The sequence below is a fragment of the Pseudomonas sp. 28 E 9 genome (assembly GCF_900004785.1).
GTDB lineage: Bacteria > Pseudomonadota > Gammaproteobacteria > Pseudomonadales > Pseudomonadaceae > Aquipseudomonas > Aquipseudomonas orientalis_A.
The window spans coordinates 272,754-288,107 of the sequence record NZ_CVTK01000057.1; the positions used below are offsets into that span (position 1 = coordinate 272,754).

The 15,354-nt window shown below is 60.7% G+C and carries 12 protein-coding genes and 1 pseudogene; 6 read left to right on the forward strand and 7 right to left on the reverse strand.

Annotated features, from left to right (window positions below):
- Positions 1-10 precede the first annotated feature (10 nt).
- A complete protein-coding gene (gene sbcB / locus BFQ00_RS25990; RefSeq protein WP_065935152.1) occupies positions 11-1,438 on the forward strand; it encodes an exodeoxyribonuclease I in 1,428 nt (475 codons plus the stop codon).
- 90 nt (positions 1,439-1,528) lie between these two features.
- Here the strand turns inward: sbcB and mvaT are convergent, their stop codons facing one another.
- Positions 1,529-1,903: a histone-like nucleoid-structuring protein MvaT gene (mvaT, locus tag BFQ00_RS25995; RefSeq protein WP_003175830.1), complete on the reverse strand. Its 375-nt coding sequence runs from the start codon at positions 1,901-1,903 to the stop codon at positions 1,529-1,531.
- Positions 1,904-2,247: 344 nt separating this feature from the next.
- Between mvaT and purU the strand changes: the two genes are divergently transcribed.
- Positions 2,248-3,096, forward strand: a complete 849-nt coding sequence (gene purU, locus BFQ00_RS26000) for a formyltetrahydrofolate deformylase (protein WP_019821236.1) — start codon at positions 2,248-2,250, stop codon at positions 3,094-3,096.
- Positions 3,097-3,211: 115 nt separating this feature from the next.
- On the opposite strand, the gene BFQ00_RS26005 is transcribed toward purU, so the two are convergent.
- Genes BFQ00_RS26005 through BFQ00_RS26015 form a run of 3 tightly spaced genes read right to left on the reverse strand, consistent with a single transcriptional unit; the run spans position 3,212 to position 6,166 of the window.
- A complete protein-coding gene (locus BFQ00_RS26005; RefSeq protein WP_065935153.1) occupies positions 3,212-4,321 on the reverse strand; it encodes a lysylphosphatidylglycerol synthase transmembrane domain-containing protein in 1,110 nt (369 codons plus the stop codon).
- Positions 4,309-5,061, reverse strand: a complete 753-nt coding sequence (locus tag BFQ00_RS26010; RefSeq protein WP_065935154.1) for a DUF2334 domain-containing protein — start codon at positions 5,059-5,061, stop codon at positions 4,309-4,311. The genes BFQ00_RS26005 and BFQ00_RS26010 overlap by 13 nt, the downstream gene beginning before the upstream one ends.
- Positions 5,054-6,166 carry a glycosyltransferase family 4 protein gene (locus tag BFQ00_RS26015; RefSeq protein ID WP_371914215.1) on the reverse strand — a complete coding sequence of 371 codons (1,113 nt, stop codon included), beginning with the start codon at positions 6,164-6,166 and terminating at the stop codon, positions 5,054-5,056. Before BFQ00_RS26015 ends, BFQ00_RS26010 begins: the two co-directional genes overlap by 8 nt.
- Positions 6,167-6,334: 168 nt before the next feature.
- On the opposite strand from BFQ00_RS26015, the gene BFQ00_RS29730 reads away from it, so the two are divergent.
- Complete coding sequence (locus BFQ00_RS29730) at positions 6,335-6,697, forward strand: hypothetical protein (RefSeq protein ID WP_065935156.1); 363 nt, start codon at positions 6,335-6,337, stop codon at positions 6,695-6,697.
- Between the two features lie 139 nt (positions 6,698-6,836).
- Here BFQ00_RS29730 and BFQ00_RS30590 read toward each other — a convergent pair whose 3' ends face one another.
- Both BFQ00_RS30590 and BFQ00_RS30595 read right to left on the reverse strand, forming a co-directional pair.
- Positions 6,837-7,601, reverse strand: a complete 765-nt coding sequence (locus tag BFQ00_RS30590; protein WP_370671690.1) for a methyl-accepting chemotaxis protein — start codon at positions 7,599-7,601, stop codon at positions 6,837-6,839.
- Positions 7,602-7,694: 93 nt separating this feature from the next.
- Positions 7,695-8,726, reverse strand: a pseudogene (locus BFQ00_RS30595) (cache domain-containing protein); the annotation flags it as partial.
- A gap of 205 nt (positions 8,727-8,931) precedes the next feature.
- Here BFQ00_RS30595 and BFQ00_RS26030 point away from each other — a divergent pair.
- A complete protein-coding gene (locus BFQ00_RS26030; RefSeq protein ID WP_065935158.1) occupies positions 8,932-10,410 on the forward strand; it encodes a helicase HerA-like domain-containing protein in 1,479 nt (492 codons plus the stop codon).
- Between the two features lie 3 nt (positions 10,411-10,413).
- Here BFQ00_RS26030 and BFQ00_RS26035 read toward each other — a convergent pair whose 3' ends face one another.
- Positions 10,414-10,869, reverse strand: coding sequence for a DUF721 domain-containing protein (locus BFQ00_RS26035; protein ID WP_065935159.1), 456 nt, complete (start codon positions 10,867-10,869; stop codon positions 10,414-10,416).
- 305 nt (positions 10,870-11,174) lie between these two features.
- Between BFQ00_RS26035 and secA the strand changes: the two genes are divergently transcribed.
- Together secA and argJ are read left to right on the forward strand one after the other, a co-directional pair.
- Positions 11,175-13,910: a preprotein translocase subunit SecA gene (gene secA / locus BFQ00_RS26040; protein WP_065935160.1), complete on the forward strand. Its 2,736-nt coding sequence runs from the start codon at positions 11,175-11,177 to the stop codon at positions 13,908-13,910.
- Between the two features lie 120 nt (positions 13,911-14,030).
- The gene (gene argJ / locus BFQ00_RS26045) at positions 14,031-15,248 is read left to right on the forward strand and encodes a bifunctional glutamate N-acetyltransferase/amino-acid acetyltransferase ArgJ (RefSeq protein WP_065895085.1); all 1,218 of its coding nucleotides are present in this window, start codon (positions 14,031-14,033) and stop codon (positions 15,246-15,248) included.
- Positions 15,249-15,354 lie beyond the last annotated feature (106 nt).

Consider the following 15,354-nt stretch of genomic DNA (forward strand, 5'->3'; position numbering starts at 1 on the left):
GGAACAGCCCGTGACCTCCATTTTCTGGTACGACTATGAAACCACCGGAATCAACCCGCGCAGCGATCGTCCGCTGCAGGTAGCCGGCATTCGTACCGACCTCGAGCTCAACGAGGTCGGCCCGCCGATCAATCTGTATTGCCGGCCCAGCGACGATATCCTGCCCCATCCGGCAGCGTGTGCGATCACCGGTATCACGCCGCAGATCCTGGCGCACAAAGGCCTTGCCGAAGCGGACTTCATGACCCGGGTGCACGCCGAACTCGCGGCCCCCGGCACCTGCGGCGCGGGTTATAACACCCTGCGCTTTGACGATGAAATGACGCGCTACAGTCTCTATCGCAATTTTTTCGACCCATACGCACGCGAATGGCAGGGCGGTAACAGCCGCTGGGACTTGATCGATGTGATGCGTACCGCCTATGCCCTGCGCCCGGAGGGGATTGTATGGCCCGAGCAGGACGGGCGCGTGACGCTCAAGCTCGAACGCCTGACGCAAGCCAACGGCATCGACCACGGCCAGGCCCACGATGCGTTGTCTGACGTGCGAGCGACCATCGCCCTGGCGCGATTGGTGCGGGACAAACAACCCAAGCTGTATGAGTGGCTGTTCCAGTTGCGGAGCAAGCAACGGGTGATGGACCAGGTGCGCCTGTTGCAGCCGTTGGTGCATATTTCCGGACGCTTCAGCGCCGAGCGGCATTATCTGGGGGTGGTCTTGCCATTGGCCTGGCATCCGCGCAATCGCAATGCATTGATTGTGTGTGACTTGGGGCTCGATCCCCAGGCCCTGCTCGAACTGGATGCCCAAACGTTGCGCGAGCGCCTCTATACGCGGCGCGATGAGCTGGCGCAGGGTGAGCTGCCGGTGCCTCTGAAGTTGCTGCACATCAACCGCTGTCCGGTCGTCGCGCCCTTGAAAGTGCTGCGCGCGCAAGATCGCGAGCGGCTGCAATTGGATATGGAGGTTTACCAGGCACGGGCGCTGCGACTAACTGACGCACAGGAAGTTTGGCGTGACAAGTTGGCGAGCGTTTACGCCGAGGAGGAATACGCGCCGAATGCCGATCCGGAGCAGCAGCTCTATGAGGGTTTTATCGGCGACCGTGACCGGCGCTTATGTGAACAAGTTCGCATGGCAGAGCCGGTACAACTGGGACGCCAGCAATGGCCGTTCGATGATCATCGATTGCCTGAATTATTATTCCGCTATCGCGCGCGTAACTTTCCTGAAACCTTGAACAATGAGGAGCAAGAGCGCTGGAGACTTTTCTGTCAGCAACGGTTGTCAGACCCGGTATGGGGCGCACCCAATACCCTGGCGGCATTTAAGCTGGCCCATCAGGAATTGAAAAACAGTGCGACAGCGTTTCAGTGCCAGGTACTGGATGAATGGCAAGACTATGCCGATTCTTTAGCGGCCCGCCTGAATCTGTAGCCGAGCAACTGCAAAACATTCAGACAATAAAAAACGCCAGCGAGCTGGCGTTTTCAATGTGTCGCGTATCGGGTGCAGATCCGACCAGGCTTAGCCCAGCAGGGTAGCCCAACCTTCTACCACGTCACCGCCCCACTTGGCTTTCCACTCTTTCAGCGTCTTGTGATTGCCACCTTTGGTTTCAATCACTTCACCGTTGTGCGGGTTTTTGTACTGCTTGACCTTGCGAGCACGTTTGGTGCCGGTAGTTTTCACAGCGCCACGCGGTGCTTTAACTTTCGATTCCGGATCCAGCAGCGCGATGATGTCACGCAGGGATTTGGAGTATTCGCCCATCAGGGTGCGCAGTTTGCCTTCGAATTCCAGCTCGGTTTTCAGCTTGTCGTCTTGCGACAGGTTCTTCAAACGGGCTTGCAGCTCTTTGATAGCTTCTTCGGTGGCGCGGTATTCGTTGATCAGAGACATGTGGACTACCTTATGTAGAACGCTGATTGACAGGGTGAGTGGCCTAATAATAGTCAGGCAATTTCATCAAGTAAACATTTAAGCAGCTATTTACCTGAATTAGATTGAAGTTTTTCGCCCCGGTGTGAAGTCGAGTTAATTATCGGGCGCGCGGCTAAAAACAAACAGCTTAATTCTGCTAATTGCCGAGCTTGCTGTGTAAGGCCATATAACGCTGGTAAGACCTTACGCTGTTAAGGGGTGTTGCCAGCGCCAGGGATCAGAATAAGGCACAAGGAGTACTGCAGTTTTTCTGCGCAATCGCTAGAATGGCGGCCTTTGCGAAGTTCTGGAGTTTCCCCCTAATGCGCACTTTTCGGCTGGTGATTGCTTGCCCGGACCGGGTTGGCATCGTTGCCAAGGTCAGTAACTTTCTAGCTTCTCATAACGGTTGGATCACCGAGGCGAGCCATCACTCGGATGATCTCAGCGGTTGGTTTTTCATGCGTCACGAAATCCGTGCCGATACGTTGCCTTTTGGTCTGGAAGCCTTCCGTGAGGCGTTTGCGCCGATCGCCGAAGAGTTTTCGATGACCTGGCACATCACCGACACAGAGCAGAAGAAACGCGTCGTGCTGATGGCCAGCCGTGAGTCCCACTGCCTGGCGGACCTGCTGCACCGCTGGCACAGCGATGAGCTCGATTGCGAGATCGCGTGTGTGATCTCCAACCATGACGACCTGCGCAGCATGGTCGAATGGCATGGCATCCCGTATTACCACGTGCCGGTCAACCCGCAGGACAAGGAGCCGGCGTTCGCCGAAGTGTCGCGCCTGGTCAAGCAGCACGATGCCGACGTAGTGGTGCTGGCGCGCTACATGCAGATCCTGCCGCCGGAACTGTGCCGCGAATACGCGGGCAAGGTGATCAACATTCACCACAGCTTCCTGCCGTCGTTCGTGGGTGCCAAGCCTTATCACCAGGCGTCCCTGCGCGGCGTGAAGCTGATCGGCGCAACCTGTCACTATGTCACCGAAGAGCTGGACGCCGGTCCGATCATCGAGCAGGACGTGGTGCGCGTCAGCCACAGCGACAGCATCGAAGACATGGTGCGTTTCGGTCGTGACGTCGAAAAGATGGTGCTGGCCCGTGGCTTGCGTTATCACCTGGAAGATCGTGTGTTGGTGCACGGCAACAAAACCGTGGTGTTCTGACCGACGCGCCTGGTTGAACAAGCAAGGGTCCGGGAGTAAAACTCTCCGGACCCTTTTTATTTTCAGGAGGCGACCATGACCGACCCACTCGACAAGGCGACTTCCAGGCCACCCGCTACCCTGGGCGAGGGCTGTCTGAGTCGCTACGACCCGGATGCGCTGGGTGCTGAGGATGGTACTGACTTTCCCGGCGCCGCCCAGTTGTGGGAGCAGTTGCAGGGGGATGAGAAACCGTGTGCTTCTCCCGAAAAAGACGCTTGAGCAGCGGCTTGCCCACCATCAACAGAAACACGGGCGCACCGGCCAGCAGATAGAAGTAATAAGTCACTGCCCGCCAGATCAGAATGGCCGCCGCCGCTGTGGCATTGCCTACCATCGGCGCGAGCAGTGCCGCCGACGTCAACTCCGCCGCCCCGGCCCCGCCTGGCAGCAGGCTCAATTGCCCTGCAGTCAATGACAGCATCTGGATCAGGAAGCTTAAGGCCCACTGCACCTGCCCACCCAGGCCGCGCAGCGCCAGGTACAAGACGCTGTAGCGTAATAACCAATGCAGGCTGGTCAGCGCGAACACCCCGAGCAGGGTGCTCCAGGGCAATTTCAGCGTTTGGGTGAAGGCCGCAAGGAAGCGCAGCAACCGACGGGCCCAGCGCCGGCGGGTGCCGGCGCGCACCTTCATGGCCTTGAGTGCCCGTCCGGCCAGGCGAATCAGGCGGCGATGAAAGCGCACCACCACCACGCAGCCGACGACGCCACCGACCATCGACACGGCACTGAGCCCCAACAGCTCTTCCAGGCGTGGGCTGAGGCTATGGAACAGCGCATACAGCACGATGCCCAGCAGTGCGCAGAAAAAGAACAGCAAGTCACTCAACTGGTCCATGGCGAACACCGCGCTGCCATGGGCGGGCCGTATGCCGTTGCGTGCCAGCAGGCCCATCAGCGTGAGGGGCCCGCCGCTGCCGCCAGGGGTGGCGCACATGGCGAATTCGGTCGATATCACCACGCCCAGGCTTTTGCGCCATCCCAACCGACTGCGCTGCTGGCCAAGCAACAACCGTATGCGCAGGCTGTTGATCAGCCAGCAGCCGATGATCATGGCAAACATTCCCAGTAACTGGAGCGGGGGAAACTGGCGCAGGCGCGCAACGGTTTCGCCGCCACCCAGCCACACCGGGATCACCAGCGCGACCAGCAGCGCCAGTCCCAGCCAGATCAGCCGGCGCATGGCAGCGTCGACAGCCACGCGGACTTGGTCTGTGGCGTGCGTCCATCGTCAAGCAGGCGCTCCAGGGTCTGCAGCCAATACTGACGGGAAAATTCGTGACGCATATCGACGGGGTGCAACCCTAATCGGATCACCGGTGCGGCCTGCCAGCGTTGCTCGCGTCGATCGCTCAAGACCTTGGACAAGCCTCGGCGCCATGCACTGCGAGCGCTCCACACCAGGCCCGGGGCGTGGACGGGCGTGAAGTCGGGCAGGCGATACAGGTGCTGCGGGTCGCTGGTGTAGCTCAGCGGTAACTGGCGCAACGCCAACCGGGTGCCCTGGCTCATCAACCAGGCGGGTGCAACAAACCCTTGCAGGGGCCAGTCATTGCGTTGGAATACCTCGATGCCGTCGGTCAGGCGCTGCAAGGCTTCGGCTTGCGATAACTGGTAGAACTCGCCCTCATGGGTATAGATGCACCGCATGAACCATTCCCGGGGTGTACGCGGCCGGGGTTGGTCGTCGCAGTGGTAATACCCGTGCAAGGTGAGTTCATCGCCCTTGGCTACCCGGTTGTCGAGCAGGCGCCGGAAGTCGGCATGGGTGGCCAGGGCGTTGTGATGATGAAAGTCCGGGACCACCAGCCAGGTCACAGGGACATTGCCGATGGCATCGACGGCTTCGACAAAGGGCCGGTAATCGGCCCAGGTGCTCGGCGCCACGTCGTGCAGCACCAGCATGACTGAACGTTCAACCATGGGCGAGCATCGGCTTTTGTGTACCCAGCACGGCGTGGTAGTGCCCTAGCAGGCTGTCCACCACCGCATCCCACGCGTAATGCTGTTCGACATGGCGCCGCGCCTGTTCCCCGAGACGGCGACTGTCGGCGCCAAACAGTTCGCGTACCGCATCGGCCATTGCCTTGGGGTTGTTGGGCGCGCAGAGCAGGCCGCAGCGCTCGTCGACAATCTCGGTAAAGGCTCCCGCCGCCACGGCGACCACCGGAATGCCACAGGCCATGGCTTCCAGAATGACCAGGCCGAAGGTTTCCTGGTCCCCGCCATGCAATAACGCATCGGCGCTGGCCATCAAGCGCGCAACATGATCCGCCGGGCGGAAGCCATCGACTACGGTGACATTGTCCGGCACATGGGCCGGCATGCCGGAACCCACCAGCAATAGGTGATAACCTTCGCCCAGGCGCTTCATGCAGTTGAGTAGCACCGGCAGGTTTTTTTCCTTGGAGCCACGCCCGGCGAAAATCAGCAGCCGGGTGTCTTCATCGATCCCCAGTTCGGCGCGCAGGCCGGGGTCGCGTACCTGTGGCGTGAAGGTTTGCAGGTCGACGCCCAAGGGTTGCACGAAGACGTTTTTTACCCCAAGTCCAATGAGTTTGTCGGCCATTACCTGGCTGGGAGCCAGTACCCGGTCAAAATTCCCATAGAGCTTGCTGACATAAGCTTCGACGTTGGGGGTAAACCAGGCGCCCATGCGGTTACGCACCAGCAGGGGGAGGTCGGAGTGGTAAAAACCGATGACGGGCACATCCAACTGGCGCCGGGCGTCCAGGGCGGCCCAGGCGGTCAGGTAGGGATCGCCGACTTCGATCAGGTCAGGCTGCAAATCGTGCAGGACATTTCGCCATGGCGCCAGGCGCAGGGGGAAGCGGTAGCCTTTGCCGAAGGGCAGCGGCGGCGCCGGCACCTGGAAAATGCCATCGCGCTCGCTCAAGTGGGCGCCCGGCACCAACAGGCTGTGGCGAATGCCGGGCTTGAGCGCCAGGCGCCGGTGCTTGGCGTCCAGATAAGTGCGTACGCCACCGCTGGCCGGGGCGTAGAACATGGTTATGTCAGCGATATGCACGATGAACATCCCTCCGATCCATTGCTCTCCTTAACGTGGACCTGAGGTAAGGATAGATGTTCGATCGGGATTGGGGTCGTGCTGCGTGTTCGAGCTTGAAATGATGGAGGAGGGTGCTTGCCCTGATACCAGTCAGTTAAGCGAACACCGCCGTCTGTAGGAGCGAGCTTGCTCGCGAAAAACTTACAGGCACAGCGTTCATTCAGGAAGCACGCGTTATTGTTGACGTTTTTCGCGAGCAAGCTCGCTCCTACAGACGGCGATGCCCCCACCCTAACCACGATGCGAAGCGAGCCGCTTTTGATCTTGATCTTAGGCGCCCCCGTCAAACCACGCTGGCCGAACGCAGGCTTGAATCCGTGGGCAACCCGGCAGGACGCCGGGTTAGCCGCACTGGGCCATGGATGGCCCATTGCGGCGGCCCACGGATTCAAGCCGGAGAGAGGGCACACCGAGCCCAAGCGAGGTGCCGAGTGGTGGGGCAAGAGCGTTTTGCTTACTTTTGCGCTTTTCAAAAGTGAGCCGCTGTAAAAGCGGAACCATTAGCAGCCGTTACTGCAGAAACGGATATGTACTCGGTCTGATCCAACATCCTGGTCGGCCCGGAGGCCGCCATCGGGGGCAAGCCCCCTCCCACATTTTACCGAGTACCGCCAAGCACCTCTGTGTATCAGATGCGGAAGCTGCCCACCAATTGCTTCAGGCGCGACGCCTGTTGCTCCAGGTCCGTGCAGGCGCGCAGCGTCGATTGCAGGTTTTCCACGCCTTCCTGGTTGAGGGTGTTGATTTCAGTAATGTCCATATTGATCGACTCCACGACCGAGGTCTGCTCTTCGGTGGCGGTGGCCACGGACTGGTTCATCCCGTCGATCTCGCCAATGCGCTGGGTCACGCTGTTCAGGCGCTCGCCGGCCAGGTTGGCGATTTCCACGCTGTCCTGGCTGTGGCGCTGACTTTCACTCATGGTGCTCACCGAGTCGCGGGCGCCGACTTGCAGTTCCTCGATCATCTTCTGCACCTGTTGCGCCGATTCCTGGGTGCGGTGCGCCAGGTTGCGCACTTCATCGGCCACCACCGCGAAGCCGCGACCGGCTTCACCGGCACGCGCGGCTTCGATGGCGGCGTTGAGTGCCAGCAAGTTGGTTTGCTGGGAAATACTGGTGATCACTTCAAGGATCTGGCCAATGTTCACCGTCTTGCTGTTCAGCGCCTCGATATTGCTGCTGGAGGCGCTGATCATGCTCGACAGCTGGGTCATGGCCTTGATATTGCGCTCTACCACCTGCTGGCCGTCTTCGGCCAAATGCCGCGCATCACTGGCCTGGCTGGAGGCCTGCGCCGCGTTGCGCGCGATTTCCTGGGCGGCAGCGCCCAGCTGATTGATCGCAGCGGCAACGCTGTTGGTGCGGTTGGCCTGTTCGTCTGAATTGACCATCGACGAGTTGGACGCGCTGACCACCCGCAGTGCCACTTCATTGACCTGCTCGGTGGCCGACGACACTTCGCGGATCGAGGTGTGGATGCGTTCTACGAAACGGTTGAACGCGGTGCCCAGGGTGCCGAACTCGTCGTTGTTCTGGATGGTCAGGCGCCGGGTCAGATCGCCTTCGCCGTCGGCAATGTCCTGCATGGCGCGGGTCATCACGTGCAGCGGTTGCAACAACACGCGGATCAGCATGCCCAGCAACGCGATAATGATCACCACGGCGATGAGGGTGGCGATGACTGCCGACGTGCGGAACTGGGTGAGCATGGCGAACGATTTGGCTTTATCCACCGAAATGCCCAGGTACCAGTTGACCGAGGGCAGGCCCTTGATCGGGGTAAACGTAACGATATTGGTCTTGCCATTGGCCTGCACTTCGCTGAAATCAGCGCTGATCTTCGGCGTGTCGTTGGGGTACACGTCAGCCAGGGTCTTCATGACCAGGGCCTTGTCCGGGTGCACCAGCACTTTGCCGTCGGCACTGACCAGGAACGCGTAACCCATGCCGCCCAGGTCCAGCGCGCCAATGTTGTCCACCAGAGTTTGCAGGCTCAGGTCACCGCCCACCACGCCGATGCTCTGGCCGGCCTTGGCACTCGGTGTGGCGATGGAAATAATCAAACTCCCCGTGGCCGCGTCGATATAGGGCTCGGTCAGGGTCGAGCCGTTGCTGTTCTGGGCGTCTTTGTACCAGGGGCGCACACGCGGGTCGAAACCGTCGGGCATCCTGGTGTCGGGGCGGATCGTGAACTTGCCCTGGCTGTCGCCGACGTAGGTGGCCATGAACGATGAGGTCAAGGCTTTCTGCTCCAGCAGGCTGGCAACCACGGCAGGTTCGGGATTGAGGGCGATATTCTGTGCGGCGTTTTCGACCAGTGCGATACGCCCGGTGAGCCAGGTCTGGATACTGCCGGCGGTGACGTCGCCCATTTCATGCAGGTAGCTATTGAGATCGTCACGAATCGCATTGCGCTGAAGGTAGTCGTTATAGAGGGTAAACAACGCAAAGGCGGCGATGACGATAAGGGAGGCTGCAAGCAAAATTTTGTGGCTGAAGCGCAGGTTTTTATTCATGGCTTGTAAGGTCCGCTAAGGTCTTGATGTCCGGGGCGCGCCCTCTAGACAAGGCGCAAAATGGCAGCGTAAAAAAAGGTGTGATATTTCTGCTGATAGCTCCGTTGGTCCGTATAGGAATTATCTGACTATTTTTTAGTCTTTGTCGGGCTTATATCCGTCTATATCGACCTCGCGGCACTAAAGATTAACCATAGGTGACGAAATGCCTGACTCCACACAACTGCTTATCGGTGCCGGCCCGGATGGCCAGCCCATCGCCCAGCCCATGCGCCTGGCCAACCGTCACGGGTTGATCGCCGGCGCCACGGGCACCGGCAAGACCGTCACCTTGCAGCGCCTGGCGGAAGCGTTCAGTGACGCGGGGGTGGCGGTATTCGCCGCCGACATCAAGGGCGACCTGTGCGGCCTGGGCGCTGCGGCCAATCCCCAGGGCAAAGTCGCCGAACGCATCGCCGGGATGCCCTTCCTTGATTACGCGCCGAAGGCTTATCCGGTCACGCTGTGGGATATCCACGGTCAGTCCGGTCATCCGTTGCGCACCACCATCAGTGAAATGGGCCCGTTGTTGCTCGGCAGCCTGCTGGAACTCACCGACAGCCAGCAGTCGGCGCTGTACGCGACGTTCAAGGTGGCTGACCGGGAAGGCCTGTTGCTGCTGGACCTTAAGGACCTCAAGGCATTGCTCAACCACCTGCGTTATCACCCTGAACTGTTGGGCGACGATGCGGCGCTGATGACCACCGGTTCCAGCCAGGCGTTGTTGCGGCGCCTCGCGGTGCTGGAGCAGCAGGGCGCCGAGGCCCTGTTCGGCGAGCCGGCCCTGCAGCTCGAGGATATTTTGCAGCCCGCCGGCGACGGGCGCGGCCGTATTCATCTGCTGGACGCCAGCCGCCTGGTGCATGACGCGCCGAAGGTCTATGCGACCTTCCTGTTGTGGCTGCTGGCGGAACTGTTCGAGCAGTTGCCCGAGCGCGGTGATGCGGAAAAACCGCTGTTGGCGCTGTTTTTCGATGAAGCGCACCTGTTGTTCGCCGACACTCCCAAGGCGTTGCAGGACCGTCTGGAGCAAGTGGTGCGGTTGATTCGCTCCAAAGGGGTGGGCGTGTACTTCGTCACGCAGTCGCCGGGCGACTTGCCTGACACGGTGCTGGCGCAACTGGGCCTGCGTATTCAGCATGGCCTGCGGGCATTCACCACCAAGGAGCAAAAATCCCTGCGGGCGGTGGCGGACGGTTTCCGCCCCAACCCGGCCTTCGATGCCCTGGCGGTGTTGACCGAGTTGGGCACCGGTGAAGCGCTGGTGGGCACCTTGCAGGAAAAGGGCACGCCGGAGGTGGTCCAGCGAGTGCTGGTCGCACCGCCACAGTCGCGGATCGGGCCGCTGACCGAGGCCGAACGGGCGGCATTGATCGCCCGTTCGCCGCTGCAGGGCCGTTACGACAAGCCGATTGACCGCGAATCGGCCTACGAGGTGCTGATGGCGCGCAAGGACTTGGGGCCGACCGAGGAGACCAAGCCTGCGACGCAAGAGCCCAGCTTTACCGACAAGGCCGGTGCGTTCCTGGGGACCACGGCAGGCAAGGCGCTGAAATCCGCCATGCAGCAGGCCGCCAATCAGATGGGGCGGCAGTTGGTGCGCGGCTTGCTGGGCTCGTTGCTGGGCGGCAGCAAGCGCAAGTGAGGTTCAGGGTTTGGGCCTGGCATGGGCGGCCAGCCGTTGCAGTGCCGCGCGCAGACCCGGATCGTTGATCCCTTCAGCGGTGGCCTCAAGGGTTTCGGCGGCATTTTCCGACAGGTCCATCGTATGCCCCGCCGTGCTGCGCAGCACGGTGGGCGGCTGGACCTTGAACTGGATACGCACCAGGCCGGCAAACTCATCGAACACCATCAATTGGCGCTGCAGGCGTTTTTGCTGGTAACGCAAACGGGTCGCCCAATGGCCGTCAGTGACAATTAATAGCAGATTGCCTTCACGCCAGGACGCCACATGACAGTGTTCGCGCGCGGCCGGTTGCAACTGGCTTTCGAGCAGGCGTTGCAAATGCCCGAGCCGTTTCGCGTGGCCGAAGATGGCTTTCAACGGCTTGGCTTCGCGAAGCAACACGCCGGGAGCGCGGGCTGGAAGAGGGCGAAAGGCCATGTTTAGACACCTTAGGTAACAGAGCCGCCATCTTAACAGAAAGCGTCCGTGGGCCCCGAAGCCATGCATCGGCAGGGCTTTTCCCGTGAAATCAATAAGTAACTTCTGCGCTTGATGGGTTGAAGTTCCAGCAAAAGCCCTTATTTTAAACAGGCCCTCTCACAGCGCCGTGCCCGCATCCGGGAACAACGCCACTTTCCTCACCCACGATTCCGGGTAGAATGCGCGTTCGCATGCGGCCGTGAGGGCTGCTCGGGCCACTGACGGTGCGCCCTCCATCCCTATGTGTGGAAGAACCTGCCGATATGTTTGCGCCTTTGTTAAAGAAACTTTTTGGAAGCAAGAATGAGCGCGAAGTCAAACGCATGCTCAAGACGGTGCAGCTGGTCAATGCCTTCGAAGAGCAGATGGTTGCCCTGTCGGACGAGCAATTGCGCGCCAAGACCGAAGAGTTCAAGGCCCGCATAGCCAAAGGTGAAACCCTCGACAAGCTGCTTCCCGAAGCCTTTGCGGTCGCCCGTGAAGCCGGTAAGCGCGTCATGGGCATGCGCCACTTCGACGTCCAGTTGATCGGCGGCATGACCTTGCATGAAGGCATGATTGCCGAAATGCGCACCGGTGAAGGCAAGACCCTGGTGGCAACCCTGGGCGTTTACCTCAACGCATTGTCCGGCAAGGGCGTGCACGTTGTGACGGTGAACGACTACCTGGCTCGCCGCGACGCCAACTGGATGCGCCCGCTGTATGAATTCCTCGGCCTGACCGTCGGCGTGGTAACGCCGTTCCAGCCGCCGGAAGAGAAGCGCGCCGCCTACGCCGCCGACATCACCTACGGCACCAACAACGAATTCGGTTTCGACTACCTGCGCGACAACATGGCGTTCAGCATGGAAGAAAAATTCCAGCGCGAACTCAACTTTGCCGTGATCGACGAAGTCGACTCCATCCTCATCGACGAAGCCCGTACCCCGCTGATCATCTCCGGCCAGGCCGAAGACAGCTCGCGCCTGTACACCGAGATCAACAAGTTGATCCCGCGTCTGGAGCAGCACATCGAGGAAGTCGAAGGCGTGGTGACCAAAGAAGGTCATTTCACCATCGACGAGAAGACCCGTCAGGTCGAACTCAACGAAGCCGGTCACCAGTTCGTCGAAGACATGCTGACCCAGATCGGCCTGCTGGCCGAGGGCGAGAGCCTGTACTCGGCGCATAACCTGGGCCTGCTGACCCACGTGTATGCCGGCCTGCGCGCGCACAAGCTGTTCCATCGCAACGTCGAATACATCGTGCAGGACGGCCAGGTCGTTCTGGTCGACGAACACACCGGCCGTACCATGCCCGGTCGTCGTCTGTCCGAAGGCCTGCATCAGGCCATCGAAGCCAAGGAAATGCTCAACATCCAGGCCGAGAGCCAGACGTTGGCGTCCACCACCTTCCAGAACTACTTCCGTCTGTACAACAAGCTGTCCGGCATGACCGGTACGGCCGACACCGAGGCGTTCGAATTCCACCAGATCTATGGCCTGTCGGTGGTGGTCATCCCGCCGAACAAGCCACTGGCGCGTAAAGACTATAACGACCTGGTGTTCCTGACCGCCGAAGAGAAATACGCGGCGATCATCAACGACATCAAGGACGGCATGGCCAAGGGCCGCCCGATCCTGGTGGGTACCGCGACCATCGAGACGTCCGAGCACGTGTCCAACCTGCTCAACAAGGAAGGCATCGAGCACAAGGTCCTCAACGCCAAGTTCCACGAGAAGGAAGCCGAGATCATCGCCCAGGCCGGTCGCCCCGGCGCACTGACCATCGCCACCAACATGGCCGGTCGTGGTACCGACATCCTGTTGGGCGGTAACTGGGAAGTGGAAGTGGCCTCCCTCGACAACCCGACCCCCGAGCAGATCGCCCAGATCAAGGCGGACTGGCAGAAACGCCACCAGGCCGTGCTGGAATCCGGCGGTTTGCAGGTGATTGCGTCCGAGCGTCACGAATCGCGGCGTATCGACAACCAGTTGCGTGGTCGTGCCGGTCGCCAGGGCGACGCCGGTTCCAGCCGTTTCTACCTGTCCCTGGAAGACAGCCTGATGCGTATCTTCGCCTCGGACCGGGTGAAGAACTTCATGAAGGCCCTGGGCATGCAGTCCGGGGAAGCGATCGAACACCGCATGGTGACCAACGCCATCGAGAAGGCCCAGCGCAAGGTCGAAGGGCGTAACTTCGACATTCGCAAGCAACTGCTCGAGTTCGATGACGTCAACAACGAACAACGTAAAGTGATCTATCACATGCGTAACACGTTGCTGGCCGCCGACAACATTGGCGAAACCATCGCTGACTTCCGTCAGGACGTGCTCAACGCCACCGTCAGCGCGCACATCCCGCCGCAGTCGCTGCCTGAGCAGTGGGATGTGGCCGGCCTGGAAGCCGCGTTGAAAAGCGACTTCGGCGTCGACCTGCCGGTTCAGCAATGGCTGGACGAAGACGATCACCTGTACGAAGAGACGCTGCGCGAGAAGCTGATGACCGAGCTGCTGGCCGCGTACAACGAGAAAGAAGAGCAGGCGAGTGCCGAAGCACTGCGCACCTTCGAGAAGCAAATTGTCCTGCGCGTGCTGGACGACCTGTGGAAAGACCACCTGTCGACCATGGACCACTTGCGCCACGGTATCCATTTGCGTGGCTACGCCCAGAAGAACCCGAAGCAGGAGTACAAGCGCGAGTCGTTCACGTTGTTCTCCGAGCTGCTGGATTCGATCAAGCGCGACTCGATTCGCGTGCTGTCCCACGTTCAGGTGCGTCGCGAAGACCCGATCGAGGAAGAAGCACGCCTGCGTCAGGAAGCCGAGGCACTGGCTGCGCGCATGCAGTTCCAGCATGACGAAGCGCCTGGCCTGGACGCGCCTGAGGTATTGGGCGAAGAGGTCGATGTGGCCCTGGCTCAAACCCCGGTACGCAATGATCAGAAGCTGGGCCGCAATGAGCTGTGCTACTGCGGTTCGGGCAAGAAATTCAAACACTGCCACGGCCAGATCGAATAAGATTTTCGCCTGACGCTGCAACATCCTGCGCCGCGACCGGCATCAGCCGTCGCGGCGTTTTGCCATTAATTCCCGTCGACAGTGACGGCATACACATCCTCTCTCTCAAGGAGCGCATACATGGCTGTTGGTCTTGGTCCTTTGCCCACATTGCACCCGGTCGCCGGTTTTGAACTCGGTATCGCTTCGGCCGGTATCAAGCGTCCGGGGCGCAAGGATGTGGTGGTGATGCGCTGCGCTGAAGGCTCGACCGTCGCCGGTGTGTTCACCCTCAACGCCTTTTGCGCTGCGCCGGTGATCCTGGCCAAGCAACGTGTGGCCGGGTCGATTCGTTACCTGCTGACCAACACCGGCAACGCCAACGCCGGTACCGGCGAGCCTGGCCTGGTCGCCGCCGCGCGCACCTGCGCCAAGCTGGCCCAGTTGACCGGCGTAGACGCCAGCCAGGTGCTGCCCTATTCCACCGGTGTGATCGGTGAGCCGCTGCCGGTGGAGAAAATCGAAGGCGCCCTGCAAGCCGCGCTGGATGACCTGTCTGTGGATAACTGGGCGGCTGCGGCCACCGGCATCATGACCACCGACACCTTGCCCAAGGGCGCGAGCCGTCAGTTCGTGCACGATGGCGTCACCGTCACGGTGACCGGTATCAGCAAGGGCGCCGGCATGATCCGCCCGAACATGGCCACCATGCTCGGTTATATCGCCACTGACGCCAAGGTCTCCCGCGATGTGTTGCAGCGCCTGATGCTGGACGGCGCAAACAAGTCGTTCAACCGCATCACCATCGACGGTGACACCTCCACCAACGACTGCTGCATGCTGATCGCCACCGGCCAGGCCAACCTGCCGGAAATCACCTCCACCGAAGGCCCGCTGTTTGCAGCGTTGAAGCAGGCGGTATTCGAGGTGTGCATGGACGTGGCCCAGGCCATCGTGCGGGACGGCGAGGGCGCGACCAAGTTCGTCACCGTTGAAGTCAACGGCGGCGGCAACCATCAGGAATGCCTGGACGTGGGTTACACCGTGGCGCACTCGCCGCTGATCAAGACCGCATTGTTCGCTTCCGACCCGAACTGGGGCCGCATCCTCGCAGCCGTTGGTCGCGCCGGGGTGCCTGACCTGGACGTGAGCAAAATCGACGTGTTCCTCGGCGACGTGTGCATTGCCAGCCGTGGCGCCCGCGCCGAAACGTATACCGAAGCCCAGGGCTCGGCAGTGATGCAGCAGGAAGAAATCACCATCCGCATCGAGCTGGGTCGCGGCGAGTGCAGCGAAACCATCTGGACCACGGACCTGTCCCACGAATACGTGAAGATCAACGCGGAATATCGCACCTGAAAGCAGGAGCGAGCTTGCTCGAGAAAAACTCAACGCCACCGCGTTCATCCAGGGTGTACGCGTTATGGTTGACGTTCTTCGCGAGCAAGCTCGCTCCTACAAGGGT